Annotated in this window: 18 protein-coding genes and 2 pseudogenes; 11 read left to right on the top strand and 9 right to left on the bottom strand. The window is 39.3% G+C overall.

Annotation, left to right across the window (positions count from 1 at the left end):
• Positions 1 to 194 precede the first annotated feature (194 nt).
• The 9 genes and pseudogenes from ACFIJ8_RS04580 to ACFIJ8_RS04540 all read left to right on the top strand — a co-directional run bounded on the left by ACFIJ8_RS04580 (position 195) and on the right by ACFIJ8_RS04540 (position 7,938).
• Positions 195 to 941, top strand: coding sequence for a TIR domain-containing protein (locus ACFIJ8_RS04580; RefSeq protein ID WP_375629729.1), 747 nt, complete (start codon positions 195 to 197; stop codon positions 939 to 941).
• A 553-nt stretch (positions 942 to 1,494) separates the two neighbouring features.
• Entirely contained in the window at positions 1,495 to 1,860 is a 366-nt protein-coding gene (locus tag ACFIJ8_RS04575; protein WP_375629732.1) for a helix-turn-helix domain-containing protein, read from the top strand.
• A 342-nt stretch (positions 1,861 to 2,202) separates the two neighbouring features.
• The gene (locus ACFIJ8_RS04570; protein ID WP_273787685.1) at positions 2,203 to 3,246 is read left to right on the top strand and encodes a tetratricopeptide repeat protein; all 1,044 of its coding nucleotides are present in this window, start codon (positions 2,203 to 2,205) and stop codon (positions 3,244 to 3,246) included.
• 165 nt (positions 3,247 to 3,411) lie between these two features.
• Positions 3,412 to 3,781 (top strand): annotated as a pseudogene (locus ACFIJ8_RS04565) (helix-turn-helix domain-containing protein).
• A 631-nt stretch (positions 3,782 to 4,412) separates the two neighbouring features.
• Positions 4,413 to 4,811: a hypothetical protein gene (locus ACFIJ8_RS04560; protein WP_273787684.1), complete on the top strand. Its 399-nt coding sequence runs from the start codon at positions 4,413 to 4,415 to the stop codon at positions 4,809 to 4,811.
• Between the two features lie 338 nt (positions 4,812 to 5,149).
• Positions 5,150 to 5,503, top strand: a complete 354-nt coding sequence (locus tag ACFIJ8_RS04555; RefSeq protein ID WP_375639168.1) for a helix-turn-helix domain-containing protein — start codon at positions 5,150 to 5,152, stop codon at positions 5,501 to 5,503.
• Between the two features lie 611 nt (positions 5,504 to 6,114).
• Positions 6,115 to 6,690 carry an elongation factor P gene (gene efp, locus ACFIJ8_RS04550; protein WP_273787683.1) on the top strand — a complete coding sequence of 192 codons (576 nt, stop codon included), beginning with the start codon at positions 6,115 to 6,117 and terminating at the stop codon, positions 6,688 to 6,690.
• Between the two features lie 11 nt (positions 6,691 to 6,701).
• Entirely contained in the window at positions 6,702 to 7,493 is a 792-nt protein-coding gene (locus ACFIJ8_RS04545) for an inositol monophosphatase family protein (protein WP_273787682.1), read from the top strand.
• A 112-nt stretch (positions 7,494 to 7,605) separates the two neighbouring features.
• Complete coding sequence (locus ACFIJ8_RS04540) at positions 7,606 to 7,938, top strand: inositol monophosphatase family protein (protein WP_375639095.1); 333 nt, start codon at positions 7,606 to 7,608, stop codon at positions 7,936 to 7,938.
• Between the two features lie 365 nt (positions 7,939 to 8,303).
• Here ACFIJ8_RS04540 and ACFIJ8_RS04535 read toward each other — a convergent pair whose 3' ends face one another.
• From ACFIJ8_RS04535 to ACFIJ8_RS04525, 3 genes are all read right to left on the bottom strand, one after another.
• Positions 8,304 to 9,089 (bottom strand): hypothetical protein, encoded by a 786-nt coding sequence (locus ACFIJ8_RS04535; protein ID WP_375639094.1) that lies wholly within the window; start codon positions 9,087 to 9,089, stop codon positions 8,304 to 8,306.
• A gap of 357 nt (positions 9,090 to 9,446) precedes the next feature.
• A complete protein-coding gene (locus ACFIJ8_RS04530) occupies positions 9,447 to 9,614 on the bottom strand; it encodes a hypothetical protein (RefSeq protein WP_375639093.1) in 168 nt (55 codons plus the stop codon).
• 954 nt (positions 9,615 to 10,568) lie between these two features.
• Entirely contained in the window at positions 10,569 to 12,359 is a 1,791-nt protein-coding gene (locus tag ACFIJ8_RS04525) for an ABC transporter transmembrane domain-containing protein (protein WP_273787678.1), read from the bottom strand.
• Positions 12,360 to 12,546: 187 nt separating this feature from the next.
• Here ACFIJ8_RS04525 and rpmE point away from each other — a divergent pair, with 187 nt between their 5' ends.
• Both rpmE and ACFIJ8_RS04515 read left to right on the top strand, forming a co-directional pair.
• The gene (rpmE, locus tag ACFIJ8_RS04520) at positions 12,547 to 12,768 is read left to right on the top strand and encodes a 50S ribosomal protein L31 (protein ID WP_015856961.1); all 222 of its coding nucleotides are present in this window, start codon (positions 12,547 to 12,549) and stop codon (positions 12,766 to 12,768) included.
• Between the two features lie 707 nt (positions 12,769 to 13,475).
• Positions 13,476 to 13,727: pseudogene (locus tag ACFIJ8_RS04515) on the top strand (ABC transporter); the annotation flags it as partial.
• A gap of 1,189 nt (positions 13,728 to 14,916) precedes the next feature.
• On the opposite strand, the gene ACFIJ8_RS04510 reads toward ACFIJ8_RS04515, so the two are convergent.
• The 6 genes from ACFIJ8_RS04510 to tkt all read right to left on the bottom strand — a co-directional run bounded on the left by ACFIJ8_RS04510 (position 14,917) and on the right by tkt (position 22,867).
• Positions 14,917 to 15,081: a hypothetical protein gene (locus tag ACFIJ8_RS04510; protein WP_375639092.1), complete on the bottom strand. Its 165-nt coding sequence runs from the start codon at positions 15,079 to 15,081 to the stop codon at positions 14,917 to 14,919.
• 625 nt (positions 15,082 to 15,706) lie between these two features.
• The gene (locus ACFIJ8_RS04505) at positions 15,707 to 16,024 is read right to left on the bottom strand and encodes a hypothetical protein (protein WP_375639091.1); all 318 of its coding nucleotides are present in this window, start codon (positions 16,022 to 16,024) and stop codon (positions 15,707 to 15,709) included.
• A gap of 759 nt (positions 16,025 to 16,783) precedes the next feature.
• Entirely contained in the window at positions 16,784 to 17,815 is a 1,032-nt protein-coding gene (locus tag ACFIJ8_RS04500; RefSeq protein ID WP_375629372.1) for a class I fructose-bisphosphate aldolase, read from the bottom strand.
• A gap of 129 nt (positions 17,816 to 17,944) precedes the next feature.
• Positions 17,945 to 19,138 (bottom strand): phosphoglycerate kinase, encoded by a 1,194-nt coding sequence (locus ACFIJ8_RS04495; protein WP_273787745.1) that lies wholly within the window; start codon positions 19,136 to 19,138, stop codon positions 17,945 to 17,947.
• 512 nt (positions 19,139 to 19,650) lie between these two features.
• Positions 19,651 to 20,658 carry a type I glyceraldehyde-3-phosphate dehydrogenase gene (gene gap / locus ACFIJ8_RS04490; RefSeq protein ID WP_273787675.1) on the bottom strand — a complete coding sequence of 336 codons (1,008 nt, stop codon included), beginning with the start codon at positions 20,656 to 20,658 and terminating at the stop codon, positions 19,651 to 19,653.
• A 202-nt stretch (positions 20,659 to 20,860) separates the two neighbouring features.
• Positions 20,861 to 22,867 (bottom strand): transketolase, encoded by a 2,007-nt coding sequence (tkt, locus tag ACFIJ8_RS04485; RefSeq protein ID WP_273787674.1) that lies wholly within the window; start codon positions 22,865 to 22,867, stop codon positions 20,861 to 20,863.
• Between the last annotated feature and the right edge of the window lie 52 nt (positions 22,868 to 22,919).

The following is a 22,919-nucleotide window of genomic DNA, read 5'->3' as shown; positions in this document are numbered from 1 at the left end:
GCTTCATCACGCAGTAAAATTTCCCATCATTTAGTCAAGTTTTCCCACGTTTCAATCAATTGAATGGAAGGTGACCGTCTCTTTTTGTGCATCGTATAAGAAAATGAAATCATAAAGCTATTTAAATTCAAATAGTTATAAAAATAAATCAACATTTTATATTAATAGCCAGCAATATTGAAAGAATATAAACAGTGAAATATAGCGGAACCTTCGAAGACCTTAAAGATATAGTTAAAACAGCTGGATATAAAATCATAGAAATTAAGTCTCTATCACTTAATTCTTCTAAAGGATATCAGATCAAAACCTCCGAAGGAGGCGTTATTAATTGGTATGAAAGCACAGGAACAATCAACGTTCAAGGCAAAGAAAACATAAAACAAAAGTTAATAGAAGATTTAGCAAAGCATATAGAAGAAACATCAACGATTCCTTCCTCAAAAACTGCCCCCAATCCCTCAAATAAAAAAATCTTTATCGTTCATGGCCATGATTGTTATGCCTTAACGGAGCTTGAAAATGTTCTTCTCAAGCTTGGTCTCGAACCATACATCTTACAAAACACGAGTGGTAATGGTTTACCCATCATTCAAACTTTGAAAAAAGAAATTTGTGACAGTTCTATAAGTTTTGGTATTGTACTCCTCACGCATGATGACATGGGTTATGCTATATCTCAAGGTGCAGAAAAAATTCAACCCCGTGCACGACAAAACGTTATTTTCGAAATGGGCATGTTAGCTGCCGCACTTCCTCTTGAGAGGATTGCTATTCTACAAAAAGAAGGCATTGAAATGCTTTCAGATGTTGGTGGAGTTTACTACCTTTCTTTTAAAGAACAGGTAAACGAAACATTTCCCAAACTTATTACGCGCTTAGGAGAAGCTGATTTCTCTTTTAATACAAATACAATTACTCGTGCATTAAATTCAATTTGAATAATGCTTATGTTTATTTTTTAAAGCGCACGCCCAAAACCACAAGGCACCTCACCACATGCCACAGACACACACATCCTATAGCACAGAGAAACGATCACCCCACTCTTATTCAAACAGCAAGCGATTGTGCAAATTTAAATGAAGAGACCGCGTGTGAATTCATTACCGTGGAAGAAATCATTTTAGTCTCTTTGATAAACGCGGGGCTGATGTCATGATTTTGACAATCATTCCAGAGAGATTTAAGAGGCAGATAGCCTCTCATAAAAAAACAAATTTTGTAAGTAAAAAACTATTTTTATTGTAAATTTCCTGAAATTACTTTATGAATTAAAAGATGTTTTGGTCGCATACGCAACGACCAAAAGGGGCCTTGAAAACCCTAGATCCGAGCGTAAAAATGAACCCACTTTGTGGGTATCCCGGAATTCCGGGAGTTTTTGCTATGTCCAGGTGCTTTAAGCACTAAAAGCAAAAAGGCTGACTCGGATTCAGTGTTTTCAAGCTCCCGGAATACTAATGCGAGGGCGCTCGCAACCGGCGGGGAAAAATGCAATCTCAAAATCTTAATATTGATCTTTTTGTTGGCAAAAAAATTCGCTTAAAACGAAAAATGTTGAAGATGTCTCAAAAAACATTAGGTCAACATTTAGGTGTCACTTTCCAACAAATCCAGAAATATGAAAAAGGCTTAAATCGTGTCAGCGCAGGGCGTTTAATGGAAATTTCTGATATTTTGAATGTTCCACTTTCCTTTTTTTACGCGGATATCTTAACAAAACAACAGCCCCCATATCACCATGATGAAATCGCATCGAGCACAGAGGAATATCTGCTGCTCAAAAGATTTAGAACTCTCACAACGGTAAAAAAGAAAGCCTTTTTACAGCTCATCGCTGATGAGAATGCAAGCTAACATCACACGGATAGCGCACTATTCATAAGCATTCATACGTATTTTAAAAAGCAGCCCCCATTGTAAGCATTTTTTCATTTTAGGAGGAGATGCCCTTAATATAATAGAAGATAAGCATTTTTACACACGATACCCCTTCATCATTATTATTTTTAACAGGATTGTTTTAAACAGTCTGGCTCTCGTCGACATTTATGCTATTTTTTTAAACTTACCCAACCCTACCTTAACTAAGATGAAAAACTGAGAAATAAAAAGTAATATAGAAATGAGATTCTTATACGGCTTGTAATGATGAAAGAAAAATGTGAAAATTCTGATCGGTAATGAGGAGAAAACACCATGATCAAGAGAAGCGTGAAGCTGCTTATCTTAGGCGTGATTGGACTTGCAAGTTCTGCTGTCAATTCAGCTGGAAACACTGAAGAATTCTCAAGTTCTGAAGGCTCTTTCAATACGATTCAAGAAGCTTCAAACACTCAAGAACCTTTTCAGCCCTTAAAAGCTGGAGACTATGATCAAGCCTATGACTATTACATCCAAGGTTATTATTTAAAAGCTTTTCGTGAAGCACTCCGACGTGCTGAAAAAAATGATCCTTTTGCACAAACTCTTCTTGCCAGAATTTATATGGAGGGATGTGCTGTCCCTATTGACGGTGCGCGTGCTGCTTTATGGTTTGAACGCGCCGCAAAACAGGGGGAACCCCAAGCACAACTACGCTATGGACTTATGTTGTTTGATGGTCACTTTATAAAACAAAATCAAAAACTTGGCGAACAGTTCATTCAAAAAGCTGTCAATGCAGGCGTCAAGGAAGCCTATTTTTATTATGGACAACTGCTTCTTTATAAAGCCTCACAGGAAAAACAAGCTCTCCCCGGTGTTTCTTCCCAAAGTCGTGAAAATGAAGCAATAGAGAAAGCCTTAAAATGGTACTTAAAAGGTGCTGCTCTTGGAGATGCTGAAGCTGCTTTTTCTGCTGCAAAAATTCTTGCCTTAGGCACGTTAAAACGCCCCAAGGATGATCGCAATGCCCGCAAACTCATGGAGGTAGCGGCTCAAAACAACCACTTAAAAGCTCAACTTCATTTAGCACAATGGCTTATACAGGGGCGTGGAGGAGAAACAGATTTTCCCCGTGCTTTTCATTTACTTCAAAGAAATGCTATCAACATGATAGCACCAGCACAGATTTCCCTTGCTAGGCTTTATCGAGATGGCACAGGAACAAAAGGCGATATAATAATGGCAGCGGCATGGTATATGCTCGCAAAGGAAGCAAAAATGCAAGCCCCTGATCTTGAAATGATGCTCCAAGGCATGGATAAAACACAACTAGAAAAAGCGCACAAAGAAGCAATAAAGCTCCTTCCTGTTTTTTAAAATACTCCTCTCTGCTTCAAAAAGATAAAATTTATAGAAATTCCGAGAGATTTTGCACTGTCCAGGTGTTTTAAGCACTAAAAGCAAAATGCTGATTCGGACTCAGTATTTTAAAGCTCCCGGAATACCAATGCGAGGGCGCTCGCACTCGGAGGGGGCTTTAAAATGCAAACCAAAGATCTTGATAACGACATTTTCATTGGCAAAAAAGTTCGTTTTAGATGAAAAATGCTAAAAATGTCTCAAAAAACATTAGGTCAACATTTGGGTGTTACTTTCCAACAAATCCAGAAATATGAAAACGGCTTAAATCGTGTCAGCGCAAGGCGCTTAAAGGAAATTTCTGATATCTTGAATGTTTCGGTTTCCTTTTTTTACGCGGATATCGTCACAAAACAACAAGCCCCCATACCACCATGATGAAATCGCATCAAGCACAGAGGAATACCTGTTTCTAAAAAGATTTAGAGTTCTAACCTCGATAAAACAAAGAGCCATTTTACAATTACTCTCTGATCAGAATGAGAACTTTTAACATTATGATATAGGGCGCTACACTCTCTGTTCTTAACTTGCCTCCCACACCTCAAAGGACAGAAGTCCCTTCCCTATCCAGTTGGTAAACAATCCGTCTTCTCAGAACAGAACTCTTTTAGCTTCCCATTTCATGTGGCTCATTTCACAAGATTATCCAGACAAGCCCCCCTCATATATTCACCACACATTCTCATAAAAATATCACATATGCAAAGTTTGATACCTTACAGCACCACACCTCAAACGATAGTATTTTACAGCAAACAGAATAAGCATTCATGCGTATTTTAAAAAAGATAGCCCTCAAAAAGCAATGCTTGAAAATTTTTTTGGTCGATCTGGAACAGCACCTAATGCATCATTTTATAATGGTGATAGAGAACATGATCTTAACATGCAAACGTAAAAAATTGCTTTTTTATCACAATCACCAAAAACAGCTGTCTATTAAAATATACGCCGCAAGAAGCACTTCAAGCAACCTTTACAGCTGAAACCATTATTCATTGATTAATTAACCGATTGATTAGATACCGATATGTTGTTAAGTAGCTATAGGTAAAGTTGCTCTTAATTTCTGGAATAGGAGCTTCGCAAAAAAGAGCAACAATAAGTAAGGGGAATTAACGATGTTAAAATATTTATTGCTGTCACCGGTTGTGTTGGTGGCAGGTTGCGCATCTGTAGGCAATTATTCATCAAACTATGTTGATCAAAGTCTTACAAAGCGTCAGGCACAATTAGTCGCTAACAAATTTATTAGCGGTAACAAAGGGTTTTTACCACCCGCTACAACCACACTTCTTATAAAGAAAAATAATACAGCAGACAACTTTACTCCTGTATTTATCAATCTGTTGCGACAGAATGGATATAATGTGATTTATACAGATCAACCCCAAAAACAACAAAACATGGGTGTGAATTTGAGTTATAGAATAAGATTAAATAGTAGCACTATAGTGTCTCTTTTTCAGTATAACGTGAATGGAGAGCCGCGTTCTTATATAAATACTCATCCCAGATGAACCCGCTATTTAATGTAAACATTCTCTATATTTTACACGTAAAGACTTAAAAGCTCTTGCGAAAGCCAAAGAGATTTGCACCTCAATAAAAAACCTCATTTTTAGCCAGAGTGGATAAATTTTATTATAGATTGTAACAATACAAAATAGTGTAAGTTATAGCTTTAAGATTTAAGGAAAGAAGAATACTAAAAATAATGAAAATGCCCCATACCCTAGCAAATTATTACGCGAAGATGTAAATGCAAAACTTGGCTTATCTGTGATTGAAGCGGCTGAATAGCTTTCTATATCCTGTGTAGCATTTTCTAGGGTATCGGTAAAATCCTTATAACGACATTTTCAATGGCAAATTCATTGGCAAAAAAATTCGTTTGAGACGAAAAATGCTAAAAATGTCTCAAAAAACATTAGGTCAACATTTGGGTGTTACTTTCCAACAAATCCAAAAATATGAAAACGGCTTAAATCGTGTCAGCGCAGGGCGTTTAAAAGAAATTGCCGATATCTTAAATGTTCCGGTTTTCTTTTTCTATGCTGATATCGTCACAAAACAACAGCCCCCATACCACCATGATGAAATCGCATCAAGTACAGAGGAATACCTGCTGCTCAAAAAATTTAGAGTTCTAACCTCGATAAAACAAAGAGCCATTTTACAATTACTCTCTGATCAAAATGAAAGCTTTTAACATAAAGCTTTTAACATTATGATATAGGGCGCTACACTCTCTGTTCTTAACTTGCCTCCCACACCTCAAAGGACAGAAGTCCCTTCCCTATCCAGTTGGTAAACAATCCGTCTTCTCAAAACAGAACGCTTTTAGCTTCCCATTTCATGTGGTTCATTTCACAAGATTATCCGGACAAGCCCCCCTCAAATATTCACCACACATTCTCAATTAAAAACACCTCATGGTTTTACGAAACTTATATCATTGCCATCAATTATATCATTGCCATCAATGATGATATTTTACGACACAACGGGATAAATTCCGCCAAAAATTCTAAAAAATTTTTGTGCAAATTTTTAAAAAGCTTGCGTCTGAGCGCTTTTTATGGTCTTGCAAAGAACTGAAAAGCAAAAATACATCAAGGTCCTTTTTTACTTAAGCTTTTCTCTTTGCAAAAAACATGAGAAAACCTATGGAACACACAGGACCATGAGAGAGCCGCAAGGCTAATCAAAGGAATTTGAGCCCGAAAATAACAAAAGAGCTCACCGTTAAAGGCAGCAAAGAAAAGCGCCATAACGACAACAAAAGAGTTCTTTTTGCAAGAATAGAATTGGATAGAAACGATGAAAATTAATGGCAATGAAATTCGCCCTGGTAATGTGATCGAACATCAAGGAAGCTTATGGGTTGCTGTTAAATGCAACGCTGTAAAACCAGGAAAAGGTGGTGCATTTAACCAAGTTGAAATGAAAAATTTAATTGATGGTACAAAACTTAATGAACGGTTTCGTGCTGCTGAGACGGTTGAACGCGTGCGCCTTGAACAAAAAGATTTCACATTTCTTTATCAGCAAGGGGATGCTTTGGTCTTTATGGATTCAGAATCTTATGAACAACTTGAACTTCAAAAGGATTTTGTTGGTGAACGTGCTGCTTTTCTCCAAGATGGGATGACTGTCACAGTTGAACTTTATCAAGAAAAACCTATTGGCATCTCACTTCCTGATCAAGTTGCTGTCACGATTGTGGAAGCCGATCCTGCCATCAAAGGACAAACGGTTACCTCCTCTTATAAACCCGCCATTCTTGAAAACGGGATTCGTATTCTTGTTCCCCCCTTTATGAATGCTGGTGAACGTATCATTGTAGACACCAATGAGTTGATTTATTTGCGTCGCGCAAATGAAAAAGATAAATAAAGGAATAAAAAATGGCCCATTCTGCAGTCATGAATGTCATGGTGCAAGCTGCAATGAAAGCAGGACGCTCGTTGGTGCGTGATTACGGTGAAGTTCAAAATTTGCAAGTGTCTTTGAAAGGACCAGCAGATTATGTCAGCCAAGCAGATCGCAAAGCGGAAAAAATCATTTTCAATGAATTAAGCAAAGCGCGCCCCAAATTTGGTTTTCTAATGGAAGAATCTGAAGAAATCATTGGCGAAGATTCCCAACATCGTTTCATTGTTGACCCTCTAGATGGCACCACAAATTTTCTCCATGGCATTCCTTTTTTTGCTGTTTCCATTGCCTTAGAAAGTCAAGGGAAAATCGTTGCTGGTGTCATTTACAATCCCGTAAGTGATGAACTCTTTACCGCAGAACGCGGGTGTGGTGCTTTTTTCAATGACCGACGCTGTCGCGTTTCTGCTCGACGCAGACTAGAAGATTGTGTCATTGCCACAGGTATGCCTCATTTTGGTCGCCCAAATCATGGAACCTATCTTATTGAATTACGCAATGTGATGGCGGAAGTTGCTGGACTTCGCCGTTTTGGCGCTGCTGCTCTTGATTTAGCTTATGTTGCTTCTGGCCGAACCGATGGCTTTTGGGAAGATAACCTGCAAATTTGGGATATGGCTGCTGGAATATTGATGGTTCGCGAAGCCGGTGGTTTTGTCACCGATAAAGAAGGCGGAAGCGATATATTTCGCAAAAAAAATATCATTGCTGGCAATGAACACATTCGCATCAAACTAGAAAAAACCCTCAAAAAAGGCATTTAGACCTCAGAAGTAGTGTCTTTTTAAAAGGCAAGTCTAAAAGTTCAACTTTGCAACATCCCCATAGAGATATCTCTCATCACGCAACCTTATCTCTTATTGAATTGCGCAAGTAATGAGGGAAGTTGCTGGATTTTGCCGTCTTAACGCTGCTGCTCTTGATTTAGCTTATGTCGCCGCAGGAAAAACCGATGGCTTTTGGGAAGATAACCTACAAATTTTTGATAGAACTACCGGCATACTGATGGTTCGCAAAACCGGTGGTTTTGTCACCGATAAAGAAGGCAACAATATATTTCGCAAAAACACATCATTGCCGGAAATGAACACATTCGCATCAAACTATAAAAAATCTCAAAAAAGGTATTTAACTCTTACAGTTTTTTACAAAACCCTTAGAACCTTAAAAAACCACATGAAGAGAGAATTTTTAATTTTCTTTACATAAAACGATAGGAAATAACTGATCAGATAGTGACAAAAACATCATCACAAATAAAAAATATACTCGCTATAACCCCCCAAAAAAGCAATCCTCTAGCTTACCTTATTGACGTTTCTGTTATTCAAATCCCCCTCCAAACAAGCTAAAAAAGGCAATTATCGCACCCAAAGCAAAAACACAATCCATTTCCTCCTCAATATATGCTCTTTATAGTGCGCTATCCATTGATCGAAAAAACTCTCCTCTCTCATAAAAACTGCCGCATATGCCCAAGAGTTTTCACGTCTTTTCCACCACTGCATAATAGCAGAAATTTCAGAAAAACCACTGATTCAGTGGGCTGTTCCCTACCCCTTTATTCAACCGTTTTACAAATAGTTTATCAAATGCCGACGACATTTATAATAATGAAAATCTTTGTTTTCCAAAATTGCTTTCTGCACTTCACTTGCAAGCTGTTCTTTATCTTTTTCAATAGCCTCTTTCAGCGCCTTTACCTTCTTATCCCCAAAGATAACTTTTAATTTTTCTTTTAACTTTTTTTCCTCAACAAGCTTCTCCCAAAAGATCAATCGGTTATCGCATTTCTCATTTGATGATTTCATCCACTCTTTAACGCCTAATTTGTAAGCTTCTTCAAATGTTGGATTCCCTTCAACAATGGAAAGATTTTTTGCTCTATTTGTGTCATTCTCTTTACAAGTATTGATTACATCTCTAACTGTGACAGAATGGCAACCATTATCAAAGGCAACATAGCCCTTTTTCACTGTTTTAATAAGCTTCTTATAGTAAATGAAAATTTCTCTTGCCGCCTTATAATCACTGGAAATATCACACAACAACAACAACAAATTCTTTTTACAATATAATAATAAAGTACACTCACCAGACCAAGATTCCGAAAGTTTTAGCATTTCCTCTATCTCTTTGTGTTCTATACTTATGGATATGTTGTCCCACAAAGTATCTGTAAACTTTTTCTTTTTATACTCCCCTGTAGAGTTTTCCTTTTGGTGCTGTTTACATTCAGCTGTAATCATATCATCAAGAACATATAACCACCAATGAAGTAATAACATCGTAGGTTGAATCCGTTTTTTGTTCGTAAGAGGATCGACAAACCTTTGCAGAGTTATTCCATTCTTTCTCATAATCGCACTGCTTTTACACAAAATTTCTTAAAATACGAGTTATCCAAGAGACTACATATTTTTTTGTAATGTTCATAAGTAAGTTTTTTTCCAAGTGCTTGCTTGTACAATAAACGCACTTTGTGCTCCCCTCGAACACAAATATCCTTTACCAATGGAAGCCGATCTCCACTGAATTTCATATCTTCCCTAGGATTTTTTATCCCCAGTACGTCTCTTTCCCATAGCCTTACTCCCTCATCCCATTGTTTCAACTATTCCTGCGATACTTTTTGAGTTTTTGCAAAAAGCCTCTGTTCCCCTTGTGCAATAATATCTTGATATCCAACGCACTCTTGCTCTTTTTGCTCAAGTTGTTTAGTTAAATGCTTGTTTTGATAAATTGCCAATGCAAGCATTAAGCTTCCCCCACAACACACTATCATTGCAAAACCGAACAAAAAATCCACTGAGTATCCCAAATACCACGACTTCCCCATCAATATGATGCAGAAAATCATAACGCCGAATCTCACACTCCCACATTCTTTCCCCCATTTCCAAATGACCTTAATTATAGCTATTATGAAAGCTATTGCCCATTTTATGTCTTCTTCCATTCTTGCTCTCTTCTAACCTCACCAACATTTAACGCAGCTCTTTTCTCGATTTCTCGATATTGTATCATTATGTGTATATATGATTTGAAAATCACTACATATTATATTTTAATAAAAATAATACACAAAATATAGATATTTTTGTTGGTAAAATAGAACAATTTGTATTTAATAATGCTGTTTTAGTGATTTATGTACTTTAAAGAAAAACCTTATAAGCCCTCAAAATGCATGATCCATGAAATATTGATTTTCAAAGTAATAAAAACCTTAATCCAACCAAACAGCAAAACAAACTGCGTGCTTTGTTCGCACTGTTTTATAACATCGATAAAAAGCGCCTCTCTGCCTATTTATCAGTTCTTCTTTAAGTAGCCCAGCACCATCATACTCTTATGCCAGCGCCCCCCGTTGTGATAGCCCTTGAAACTTGAGACGATTCATGAAGAGGACTTATTCTTTCTAAAGTGTTTTATTCACGCGGGCTCTCTCTGCTTGCCACATACAAGAGACATGGTTTTAACTAATACAACATAACTAAATTTGAAACGAGAAAATCCTATGGTATTCATGATCTCTCATGAAAAACAATGAATTACTCTTATAAATAAACGTGATAGTGCTGTTATGAAGAGAACTCCTTGCACATCTTAATAGTTCATAGAGATTAACTGGGGGTCATTTTATATTCTGTACACAGATGAAGTATTTTTATAAAAATGCTCCGTCTCACGCAGAAAAAAACAGCCCGTTAAGACTTTAAAAAGGAAAACCTCTCAATGCTTGCCCCTCTTTTTCCATGAGAGATTCAAATTGATAAGCCTGTCTGAAAAGAGTGCTGTTTATGTCCTTAAAGATACTGCTCTTGTATCAAGATCACTTACTCCGGTGAAAATTGGAGTTTTGCGAGGTAAGCATAGACGCCATTTTTTGCCACAAGTTCTGCATGGGTTCCTTCTTCCACAAGAGCGCCTTTATCCATCACGAGAATACGATCAGCTTTTAAAATTGTTGCCAAACGATGTGCAATTACCAAGGTTGTACGATTTTGCATCAATCCTTCTAAGGCGTCTTGCACCAACTTTTCACTGTTTGCATCTAAAGCAGATGTTGCTTCATCAAGAAGCAACAGGGGTGCATTTCTTAGAATTGCACGTGCAATACCAATGCGTTGTTTTTGCCCTCCAGAAAGCATGGTACCACGTTCTCCTACTTGCGTATCCAAGCCATCTGGTAAAGCTTGAATAAATTCAAGTGCATTAGCCGCCTTAGCGGCAGCAAGGATTTCCTCTTCATGGGTATTTTCAGTTCCAAAAATAATATTATCACGCAATGTTCCATCAAAAATGGCGACATCCTGTGGAACATAGGAAATTGCGCTGCGTAAATCTTGTAAAGAAAGGCGATTAATTTCCATGCCATCCAACCGAATTGTTCCACTTATCGGGTCATAAAAACGAAGGATCAAAGAAAAAATGGTGCTTTTTCCTGCTCCTGAAGCCCCAACAAAAGCAACCGTTTCGCCTGCCTTCACAGAAAACGAAAGCGAGCGTAAAATCTTCTCTTGAGGTCTAGAAGGATAGGTAAAATCAACCTGATCAAAAACAAGTTCGCCTCGAACAGGTTGTTCCAATGATAAAGGATTTTTAGGAGCTACAATAGTAGGTTGTTCTTGTAGCAATTCGGAAAGCCGCTCAGCAGCGCCTGCTGCTTGGATTAACTCTGCCCCCAGTTCCGATAATTGCGCAAAAGTAGAAGCTCCAAAAACCGCATAAAGGACAAATTGCCCTAATGTCCCGCCTGTCATCGTTCCATTCAAAACATCGCGCGACCCAATCCATAAAACAGCAACCACACTGCTAAAAACCAAAAAAATTGCAAAACCTGTAAAAAAGGAGCGCAGGATCACGGAAGCACGTGCTGTTTGAAAAGCACGTTCTATCAATTGTGAAAAACGTGTTGCAACGAGTTTTTCTGCGGTAAAAGCTTGCACAGTGCGAATAGCACTTACCTGTTCTGTAGCAACAGCATTGGCATCTGCGAGACGATCTTGCGCCGCACGCGTACGAGAGCGAACTTTCCGCCCAAAAACCACCAAGGGAATGGCCACAACAGGAATAGCAACCAAAACCAACAAAGACAATTTAGCATTGGTAATCACCATCATCACGACGGCTCCGATCACTATAATCAACTGACGCAAAGCTGTAGAGGCGGTAGAACCTACAGCTAATTTTATTTGTGTGGTATCTGTTAGAAGCCTTGAAACAATCTCTCCTGAATGCGACCGATCAAAAAAAGCAGGAGAAAGTTTCATAATATGAATAAACACATCACGCCGTAAATCGGCAACAATCCGTTCTCCCAATGTGATAACACAATAATAACGACCAGCAGAAGCAAATGCGAGAAGCAAGGCTAAGATAAACAAAATTCCGAAGTAAAAATTGATATGTCCATGGCTTGAAGTAGAAAACCCATGATCAAACATTTGGCGGATAGCTACAGGCAAAGCTAATGTGACAAGAGCAGCAACAGATAACGCTAGGAAGGCAAAGATAAACAACCAACGATAGCGCAAAAGATAAGGAAAAAAAATTGCAAGCGAAGAGAATGAAGATTTTTTAGGGGAAGACTTTGTAGATTTTTCTGAATGATTGAAGAGATTCATAAGGTTTCGCTCACTATATTGAATTTATAACACTTGATACAATGATGCATCTTGAACACTTGTTTTTTTATGCATGCTCAGCTATAGGAATAAATACTTTAATCAATGTATCAAAAAGACAAAGGAAGCGCACTTAAAAAATCGAGCAAGTGCTGTTTCATTCTGTAAACGCAAAAGGTTTTTACGCATGAAAGCGAATATTCATCCCAACTATCACACAATTACCGTTGTTATGACGGATGGAACCCAATATAAAACGCGCTCTACTTGGGGAAAAGAAGGCGATACTCTTAATCTAGATATTGACCCAAGAACGCATCCAGCATGGACAGGTGGCTCCCAAACACTCGTAGACCGTGGCGGTCGTCTTTCTAAATTCAAAAATCGTTTTGGTAATATTGGCATGTAAAAGCCTATTCCTGATTATAAAGAGCACAAGTTTTAAAAAAATGATTGCTCTATTGTAAGTGATTGGTTTTTTATGCTGTAAAAAGTGCACTTTAAATATTAATTCAAAAACGCATCCAACATAAATAGATGGGATCTTAGGCACTAATAAATCTTGGTGGCTGCGTTTTTTAAATTTAAAAATCAGTTTGAAATACGAGCATAAATCCTTCCTCTTAGAGTATAACGACCTGAAATAAAATAATTGCAAACCATTCTTCTTTTTTGGAACTGAAAAATACCCATGAAGAGGACATCCTTGCTGCCGCTAAAGCGGCTAATGCGCTTGAATTGATTCAAGCTTTACCAGATAGCTTGGATACGTGAATAGGAGAACGTGGTACCCATACTTTCTGGGGGACAAAACAACGCATCGATATTGCACGTGCAATTCTAAGAAATGCACCCCTGTTGCTGCAAGCCGGCACCATCATTATATTTGCTAGCTCATGGGTGTTGCTACAGCCCTTGGCACTTGAGACGATTTATTATAGACATTTTAAGTCCTTCCTTAATATTTTTTATTCACGCGGTCTCTCCCCGCTTGTAACGTGCAAGAGACATGGTTTTTGTTGATTCAACACGGAACAGGTTTGAAATGAGAAAATCCTGTAATATTCGGGATCCCCATGCAACATACAAAACAATGAACTATTATTATAAATCAAAGTGTTGCTACTTGATGAAGCAACATCTGCTTTAGATGCAAACAGTGAAAAGTTGGTGCAAGATGCCTTAGAAGGATTGATGCAAAATCGTACAACCTTGGTAATTGCACATCGTTTGGCAACAATTTTAAAAGCTGATCGTATTCTCGTGATGGATAAAGGCGCTCTTGTGGAAGAAGGAACCCATGCAGAACTTGTGGCAAAAAATGGCGTCTATGCTTACCTCGCAAAACTCCAATTTTCACCGGAGTAAGTGATCTTGATACAAGAGCAGTATCTTTAAGGACATAAACAGCACTCTTTTCAGACAGGCTTATCAATTTGAATCTCTCATGGAAAAAGAGGGGCAAGCATTGAGAGGTTTTTCTTTTTAAAGTCTTAACGGGCTGTCCTTTTTTCTGCGTGAGACGGAGCATTTTTATAAAAATACTTCATCTGTGTACAGAATATAAAATGACACCCAGTTAATCTCTATGAACTATTAAGATGTGCAAGGAGTTCTCTTCATAACAGCACTGTCACGTTGATTTATAAGAGTAATTCATTGTTTTTCATGAGAGATCATGAATACCATAGGATTTTCTCATGTCAAACCCTCATAGTGAATCAAACAAAATCTCTTGGCTTGCACATCACAAGCAGAGTTAGCGTGTGGAGTGAAGCTGTACAAAAAAGAACAAAATGCCTCTCTTATCCCTTTAAATACCAAGGGCTGTCACAACATTGGGGCGCTGGAAAGAGTATACGACTGGCAAAGAGTATAATGGTGCTCGCCTTACCGAGGGAACCCTTATGCGGCTCACTTGATAGGCTAGGTACAAGCTCTACCCTAAAGACTGATCACACTCTTAAAAAAACTGAATATGAAAAATTTTTCATGCCCTCTATCACCGCCCTAAACAATAGTGTTTACCGAAAATCATGACAAATTGTAATTCACAAATAGGCTTTTCTCATCTGCAAGAGTATCCTTTTATTCTCTTTCAAAAAAACGAACACTTTTTGAACATTGTTTGCAGATCCGTACTATTGAAAAAGAGCAAAAACTCTTTTAGCGCTTTTGGGCTTCTTATAACTTTTGTGAGCGCGTATAAGCAACAGCTTTTATAATAAACCAGCTGTTGGCAAAATCGTAAAATTTTATCAAATTTATTGTTTGTAAATATCACCACAACCACTGTTTTGCTCTTGCAGACACGCATCCTTAAAACACTTTCTCGTTGCTCACAAATTGTCTCTCCAGCTCTTTCTTCCAGTCATAGCCTATAAAAATAAGGATAGCGTAACTTTAGTTGGACACCATCTTCCCACACCACCACCAACGCCATCATTTATATTTACAGCCCTCAATTTTATAGCCACCCCCTGTCGTGCTTTAAGAAGGCACATTAACGATGATAGAAACATGTACAAAAAGGATATATTTTTAAGGTATTTATGTTTTAAAGCTTACACCAAATCGTAATTTTTTTGTATAGTGAGCTAAGCGTCTGCAAAACTGACACCCTAACCCTTTCAAACCGTTCAGCTGTTTCAGTAACAGATAAGCCAAGTTCTACAATTATATCTTCAACCACGAGTTCACCGAGGTACAGAGGATTTTCCATCATTTTTTAGCACTCCCTCTTCAGTGATCCTCTGGATAATTAACTCATTCAGCATCTATACCAGCAAAGCGAAATATTACGTGCTAATTTTCCTTTACAATCATTAACCAAGAACCCTCAAAATGACCTTTTAGTGAATAGAGCTAAAAGGATAAGTCATTCAAAGTCATCTGGAGATATAGCTATATCAAAAGCACCTAAAATACGCCCTAGTTGCTAAGTATAGGCGATTTTCCCCTTTTATCGTATCAGCTTGTAGAAGACTTTAAGTCCTTTATGTTTAAATCAAAAAATCATAATTGGATTATATTGCATAAAAATGCTTTTTCTGATTTTTCCATTTAACACACGATAAGATACCATTTAGGCACCATGAGAAGCTTTCCCCTTATATCATGATTTCAGAGCCGCAGGAGAAAAACAAAATAAGCCGTTTGGGTGTCTTAAGGTCAAGGATGCCGTTAGACGCAACCTTTAAAGAATTTTCTTGAGCTTAAGGACCAAGGCTTGTTAGTCCTCTCATTAAACGCAGGTCTAATGTTACGATTTTGGAGAGCGATTATTAAGAATTTGAGAGGCAGACAACCTCTCATTTTGATTTATATGCAAACAAATTGCACTCTATTTATTCAGGGAGAATAAGAACATACCCAGGAGGTGCTAAACGGAATAAGAGAGCGTCGTAACCCCACGCAGCAAACAGGCAGCAAATAGAAGAAACGCCTTCACCAATTGTTAAGAATAATGCGTACGATATAGCGGCTTCATCTGCTGCTTCACGGCGTTCTATGAGATATCCGAAAAAAAACAAAAAGCACCCTATTCCACTCACCAACCCAAAGACTTTTAATGCGGTATGAACCGGTCCACGTATCCTGAGCAAGATAAGAAAAATTGTGAAAGTAAACACACCAAATATTACAGCGAATGTTCTACGCACCATATTGCACAATTTTCGCATCATAATTACAGAAAAGCTCTGTTCTGCGTATCGATTTTTTCTTTTTGTGCTTGTATTCTTAGAAGATATGCTGTCCACAACTCCCCCCATTTTAAACCAAAATGCTGTAAAATTAGCTATTTGTAATTATATCATCATAAAATACAAGAAAAATTTATTCATTTTAACGAAAAATAGGTGTTTTATTGAGATGCAAATCTATTTTGTTAGCAAGAGTTATTCAATCCGTTCGTCAATAAAAAGCCACCCACCTTGCAGAGAAAGCTATCCTGACGCACAAAAACTTCATAAGCTGTATATTAAAATCCACTCAGACATCGCAACTCTCTAATCTACCCGCTTAATCCACCTTTGAAACTGCAATCAAATGAATTCTGCTGATGACAAGTAATGATAACATGAAAAAGAAAAAATATCACAAGATCAAACTATTCAATACAGTCTTAGCTTTATGATTTTCATTCAAAAAGCAAGTGCCCACCCATGAACGACACCATACTAAGATGCTGCGCATTCACAAATTTCCTTTAAAGCACCATCTCCCCTTCCCGAAATCGCACCTCTTGCGCAATCTTATCTCTCGATAGTACCCATTAGAGACTTTTAAAAGGTCCAAGGAGAAAACTCTCTGAGAAAGCTTTCAAGCCTAAAACGCCCCCGCCATTTTTATCATGATGAGGGCACCCAAAATCACGCAGAAACATGTAAAACCTCTCCGCATTTAGGTATAAGGCTTGTGCTTCAAGCGCACGCTTTTTCTTGTTCTGTTGTCCATTGTCCCAAAGCCGCAAGATGATTCATCAAAGCCCGATGACTAAATGCCTTCTGTGCAACAGCAATATTCTCATCTTTTCCAGCCCATGCTTTTAAAGCAGCTGCTTGCAATGCCCGTCCATAAGAAAAAGTCAATTTCCAAGGCAATGCGCCCAAAGAATTCATGGCAGATAAATGCGCCGTTGCTTCCTGATCAGACTGTCCTCCAGAAAGAAAAGCAATTCCTGGAACAGCGGCAGGAACAGTCTGTTTAAGCACTTGGACGGTCTTTTCAGCAACTTCTTCAACAGAAGCGTTGCGGGCATCCTTTCCATCAATCACCATATTGGGTTTTAAAATCATCCCCTCCAAAAGAACACGAGCTTCAAACAATTCTTTAAAAACGGTCTGTAAGACAGCTTTTGTCACCTCAAAGCAGCGTGTAATGGAATGCCCACACGATGGCCCATCCATCAACACTTCGGGCTCAACAATCGGCACAATCTTGAACTCCTGACACAAAGCAGCATAGCGTGCAAGAGCTTGTGCGTTTTGTCTTATTGCGCCTCTTGTTGGCAAAGTGTGTTCATCAATAGCAATTACCGCACGCCATTTAGCAAAACGTGCTCCCAAAGCATAATAGTCTTTTAGCCGCTCACGAAGACCATCCAACCCTTCGGTAATTGTCTCTTGTGGAAAAGCGGCCAAAGGTTTTGCACCGGTATCAACTTTAATCCCTGGCAAAGCGCCTGCATCCCGAATAAGATCCGTCAACATTTTCCCAGTTGATGCTTTTTGCCGAATGGTTTCATCAAATAAAATAACCCCAGAGATGGCGCTTTCCATTGCTTCTTTTGTACTAAAAAGCATTTCACGATACGCACGGCGTCTATCTTCATTGGATTCAACACCAATGCTTTCAAATCGCTTTCCAATGGTCGCCGTACTTTCATCTGCCGCCAAAATACCTTTACCCGCATGCACCAAAGCAAGTGCAATATCTTCAAGCCGTTCATTCATAAAAAATTCCTCTTTATTTTGTCTTAAAATTTCATTTTGTCTTAAACTTCCAAAAGTGCGCAACACGTTAAACACAGCCTACACAACGACACACAGCTCTTTTTTAAAGCTGCTCTTTCAATAAACTCTCTAAGCCTGCATAAGGGCAAGAATGCCAGGCAGAACCTTACCTTCCATCCATTCTAAAAAAGCCCCTCCAGCAGTCGAGAGATAAGTAAAATCATTGGCAACACCAGCATGATTAAGAGCAAAAACTGTATCGCCCCCTCCCGCAATTGAAACCAACTTTCCCGTCAAACTACGTTCTGCTGCATGGCGTGCAACTGCAATGGTCCCCTTATCAAAAGGAGACATTTCAAAAACACCAAGGGGTCCATTCCACACAAGAGTAGCAGCTTTATCTATCACAGTATTGATATGCGCAATAGAGCGTGTCCCAATATCCAATATCATGCCATCTTGTGGAATATCTTCAATGTCATAAAGACGATGCGGTGCATCTTTTTCAAAGCGAAATCCAACGACAGCATCCTGAGGAAGCAGAAGGGTACATTGACACTCTTGCGCTTTTTTGATGATTTTTTTTATCGTGTCTATCAGTGCATGTTCACACAGTGACTTACCAACAGACACACCTTGCGCTGCTAAAAAACTGTTAGCCATGCCCCCACCAATCACGAGATGATCAACCTTTTCCACCAAATGATTGAGCACAAAAAGCTTGCTGGAAACTTTCGCTCCTCCCACAATGGCAACCACAGGATGTGTTGGATTGCCAAGTCCTTTTTCTAACGCCTGCATCTCACCTTGCAAAGAGCGCCCTGCATAAGAAGGCAACAAATGCGTTATTCCCTCCACCGAAGCATGGGCACGATGAGAAACTGAAAAAGCATCATTGACATAGAGATCCCCATTATGAGCCAAAGCTTCCGCAAAAGAACAATCATTCTTTTCTTCACCAGCATAAAAACGAACATTTTCAAGCAGTAAAACGCCCCCATTTTGTAATGACTCAACCGCAACCTGCACCACCGAACCGATACAGTCAGGAGCAAAAGAAACAGGCTTATTAATAATCTTTTCCAGCACTTGCACAACAGGACGGAGTGAAAACTCTGGCTCTACCTTTCCTTTGGGGCGACCACAATGAGAAAGTAGAATAAGTTTAGCACCCCGCTTTTGTAGCTCAACGAGTGTCTCTTTATGCCGCTCTAAGCGTGTCGTATCACAGACCTTACCCTGCGCCATTGGCACATTAAAATCCACCCGCACAAGAACACGTTTTCCAGTGACATCAACATCATCAAGTGTACGAAACCCCATCACTGCTTCCTCTTCACTTTCCATTGTTTCAAATAAAAACGCATCCAACAACCCTGCCCACTTTTCTTTCCACTTATCCCCTCTTTGCTTTTACAAGAGATCCACGACAGCCTATCTCTCACCCTCTGTTTGAAAAGCCAAAGCTTTCATCATCAAATGTACAAAAGCCACTCATTGCTCTTAATCTTCATATTCCATTGTAGCAAACAAATGCATTGGCTCAACTTGATCTCTATTAAAGCTTCCTTTTACTTCTAGGCAAAAGAATTTACATCTCTTGTTTTCTGACGTTTTCTCAAAGAGTGTCTCGTTCAGATCTTACTTTTTCAAAGTTTACTCTTTCATGCAGCTTTTAAAAGCACGTATTGACCCAGTATTAAAACAAAACACATCATCAATTTTTCAATAGTTTCTTCTCTCTAGCGCATGAGAACAACAGCCTCTATCTGTTTTTCTCAAAATTGTACAAAAATGAGACTTTTTCCTATAAAAAGGAGGACCCTGAGGTCCTCTTATATTGTCTTAGCAAAAGCCACAGCCGTATCACTCATACGGTTAGAAAAGCCCCATTCATTATCATACCAAACCAAAACGCGACAGAGCTTACCATCAATCACTTTTGTTTGATCATTGTGGAAAATAGCTGAATGAGGATTATGATTAAAATCACAACTCACGAGTTTTTCTTCTGTATAATCCAAAATGCCCTTCAAAGGACCTTGTGCAGCAATAGCAATGGCTGTATTAATTTCTTCGATTGTTGTGGAACGCTTAGCGGTAAATGTCAAATCAACCACAGAAACATTAGGGGTCGGAACACGAATCGATACACCATCAAGCAATCCCTTTAATTCTGGCAAGACCAATCCCACAGCTTTTGCCGCTCCTGTTGAGGTAGGAATCATAGAAAGAGCTGCCGCACGTGCACGATAAAGGTCACGATGCATTGTATCCAACACAGGTTGATCACCCGTATAAGAATGGATTGTTGTCATAAAGCCCTTTTCAATGCCCACCGTGTTGTGCAAGACTTGTGCAACAGGCGCCAAACAATTGGTTGTACAAGAAGCATTTGAAACAACGCGATGCTCGCTGCTTAAAGATTGATGATTAACCCCATAGACGACCGTAAGATCTGCTCCTTCAGAAGGCGCAGAAACAAGAACACGCTTTGCCCCCGCATCCAAATGAGCACTTGCTTTATCACGCGCAGTAAAAATGCCCGTACATTCTAAAGCAATATCAATATCCAAATCTTTCCAAGGCAATTGAGCAGGATCACGCTCTGCACATACCTTTATTAAACCACCCCCCACATCAATGGCATCCCCTACCACCTTAACGGTCCCAGGGAAACGCCCATGAACTGAATCATAGCGCAACAAATGGGCATTTGTTTCCACCGATCCCAAATCATTAATTGCGACCACTTCGATATCTTTCCGTTCACTTTCCACAAGTGCACGTAAAATATTGCGACCAATACGACCAAACCCATTAATTGCAACACGAACTGTCATTTCACATGTTTCCTCATCAATTTTTTAAGCACAACATTTAAAACACAATAAATGGGTATTTCACCAATCCCAAATCATTAATTCCCACAATGTCAATATCTTGATCACTCACTCACTTATCCACAATAATGCACAAGATCATCCAGAACACTGCACAAAATATGATGCCCTAAAACCACCCCATTCATGACAACACAAGCTGTCATTTTGTTTTTTCCTCTTTGATCTTTCCAAGCTCTTTTTCAACAGTGGCGACCACATTCTCACAAGTAATACCAAAATGCGCATAAAGGGCATCAATTGTTCCACTTGCCCCAAAGCCCTCCATACCAATAAACACACCATCACAGCCAATAAAACGGTCCCATCCTTGGGCGACAGCAGCTTCAATGGCAATTTTAATCGGCGCATCTCCAATAAGAGCACGCTGATAGGAGAGAGATTGTTGAGAAAAGAGTTCAAAACAAGGCACAGAAACCACACGCGTTGGAATGCCTTTTTCTTCTAACACCGCATGTGCCTCCACCGCAATTTGCAATTCCGAACCAGAAGCAAACAGCGTCACTTGTGCATCATCACTAGCTGTTAGGAATTCATAAGCACCGAGCATACAGAGATTTTCTTCTTCATACTCTTGACGCAAAAGCGGTAGATTTTGTCGACTCAAAGCCAAAGTAGAAGGCGTTTTGCGTGCTTTCAAAGCCAATTGCCAACACTCGACTGTCTCCATAGCATCAGCAGGGCGGAACACAAGATGATTAGGCATTGCGCGCAGGCAAGCTAAATGCTCCACGGGTTGATGGGTCGGACCATCTTCACCAAGACCAATAGAATCGTGAGTCATGACATAAATCACCCGCAATCCCATAAGAGAAGAGAGCCGCATAGCAGGACGCATATAATCAGAAAAGCATAAAAAGGTTCCCCCATAAGGAATAAAGCCGCCATAAAGGGCAAGACCATTCATCACGGCTCCCATTGCATGTTCGCGAATTCCATAATGCAGATAGCGCCCTGAAAAATCTTCAGCAGAGATACTTTTCATCTGACTGCTTTTTGTATTATTAGATCCGGTTAGATCAGCCGAACCACCAATGGTCTCAACAACGACTTCATTGATAACTTCAAGAGCCATTTCTGAAGCTTTACGCGTAGCAACAACGGGGCGCTCTTCAACCAGTTTTTGTTTATAAGTATCAATAGCGCCATCAAATCCACCCACGAGATCGCCTCGCATCAATCTTTCGAACTCCACACGCTCTGAGACAGGAAGATCAGCAAATTTTGCTTCCCACTTTTGACGTTTTTTAGCAGCATTGAGACTAGCCAAGCGCCAACTATCGAGAATATCGGCTGGAATAACGAAAGGCTCAGCCTCCCACCCTAAAGCGATACGGGTTTCAGTGATTTCTCGTGCGCCCAAAGGGGCTCCATGAACTTTATTAGTCCCCGCTTTATTTGGCGCTCCAAAACCAATCGTTGTTTTACAAGCAATCAAAGTTGGTTTATCGGAATTTTGTGCCGCCTCAATAGCCCGTGCAATTGCTGCTTGATCATGCCCATTGATTTTATGTGTCTCCCAACCAGAAGCTTTAAAACGCGCAATCTGATCAGTACTATCAGCAAGTGAAATCTCTCCATCAATGGAAATATTATTATCGTCCCACAACACAATAAGCTTATTGAGTTTCAAATGACCAGCAAGGGAAATCGCTTCTTGAGATATTCCTTCCATAAGGCATCCATCGCCCACCAACGCGTAAGTGTAATGATTGATGAGATCACCAAAACGGGCGTTTTGCAAACGCTCCCCAAGAGCCATTCCCACGGCATTTGCCAACCCTTGTCCAAGTGGTCCAGTGGTTGTTTCGATTCCCGCCACATGCCCATATTCTGGATGCCCAGCAAGCTTTGCCCCTAATTGGCGAAAATTTTTGAGATCCTCAAGAGAGAGATCCTCATAACCAGAAAGATACAAGAGAGCATAAAGCAACATAGACCCATGCCCCGCCGATAACACAAAACGATCACGGTTAGGCCAGCGAGGATTTTTAGGATCATGAGCAAGGAATTGTGTATAAAGGACTGTAGCAATGTCGGCTGCCCCCATTGGTAAGCCCGGATGACCAGAATTTGCTTTTTCAATCGCATCAATAGCAAGAAAACGGATAGCATTGGCCATCTGATTCTGTTGGTGGGTATTTGTCATGAATAATCGACCATTTCGTTAAATACGTTATTCTGTTGCTTTTTCCGTATTC

This window comes from Bartonella sp. MF74HXZ (assembly GCF_042194445.1).
In the GTDB taxonomy this organism is placed as follows: Bacteria; Pseudomonadota; Alphaproteobacteria; order Rhizobiales; family Rhizobiaceae; genus Bartonella; species Bartonella grahamii.
This window is presented reverse-complemented; position numbering and strand designations above follow the sequence as displayed.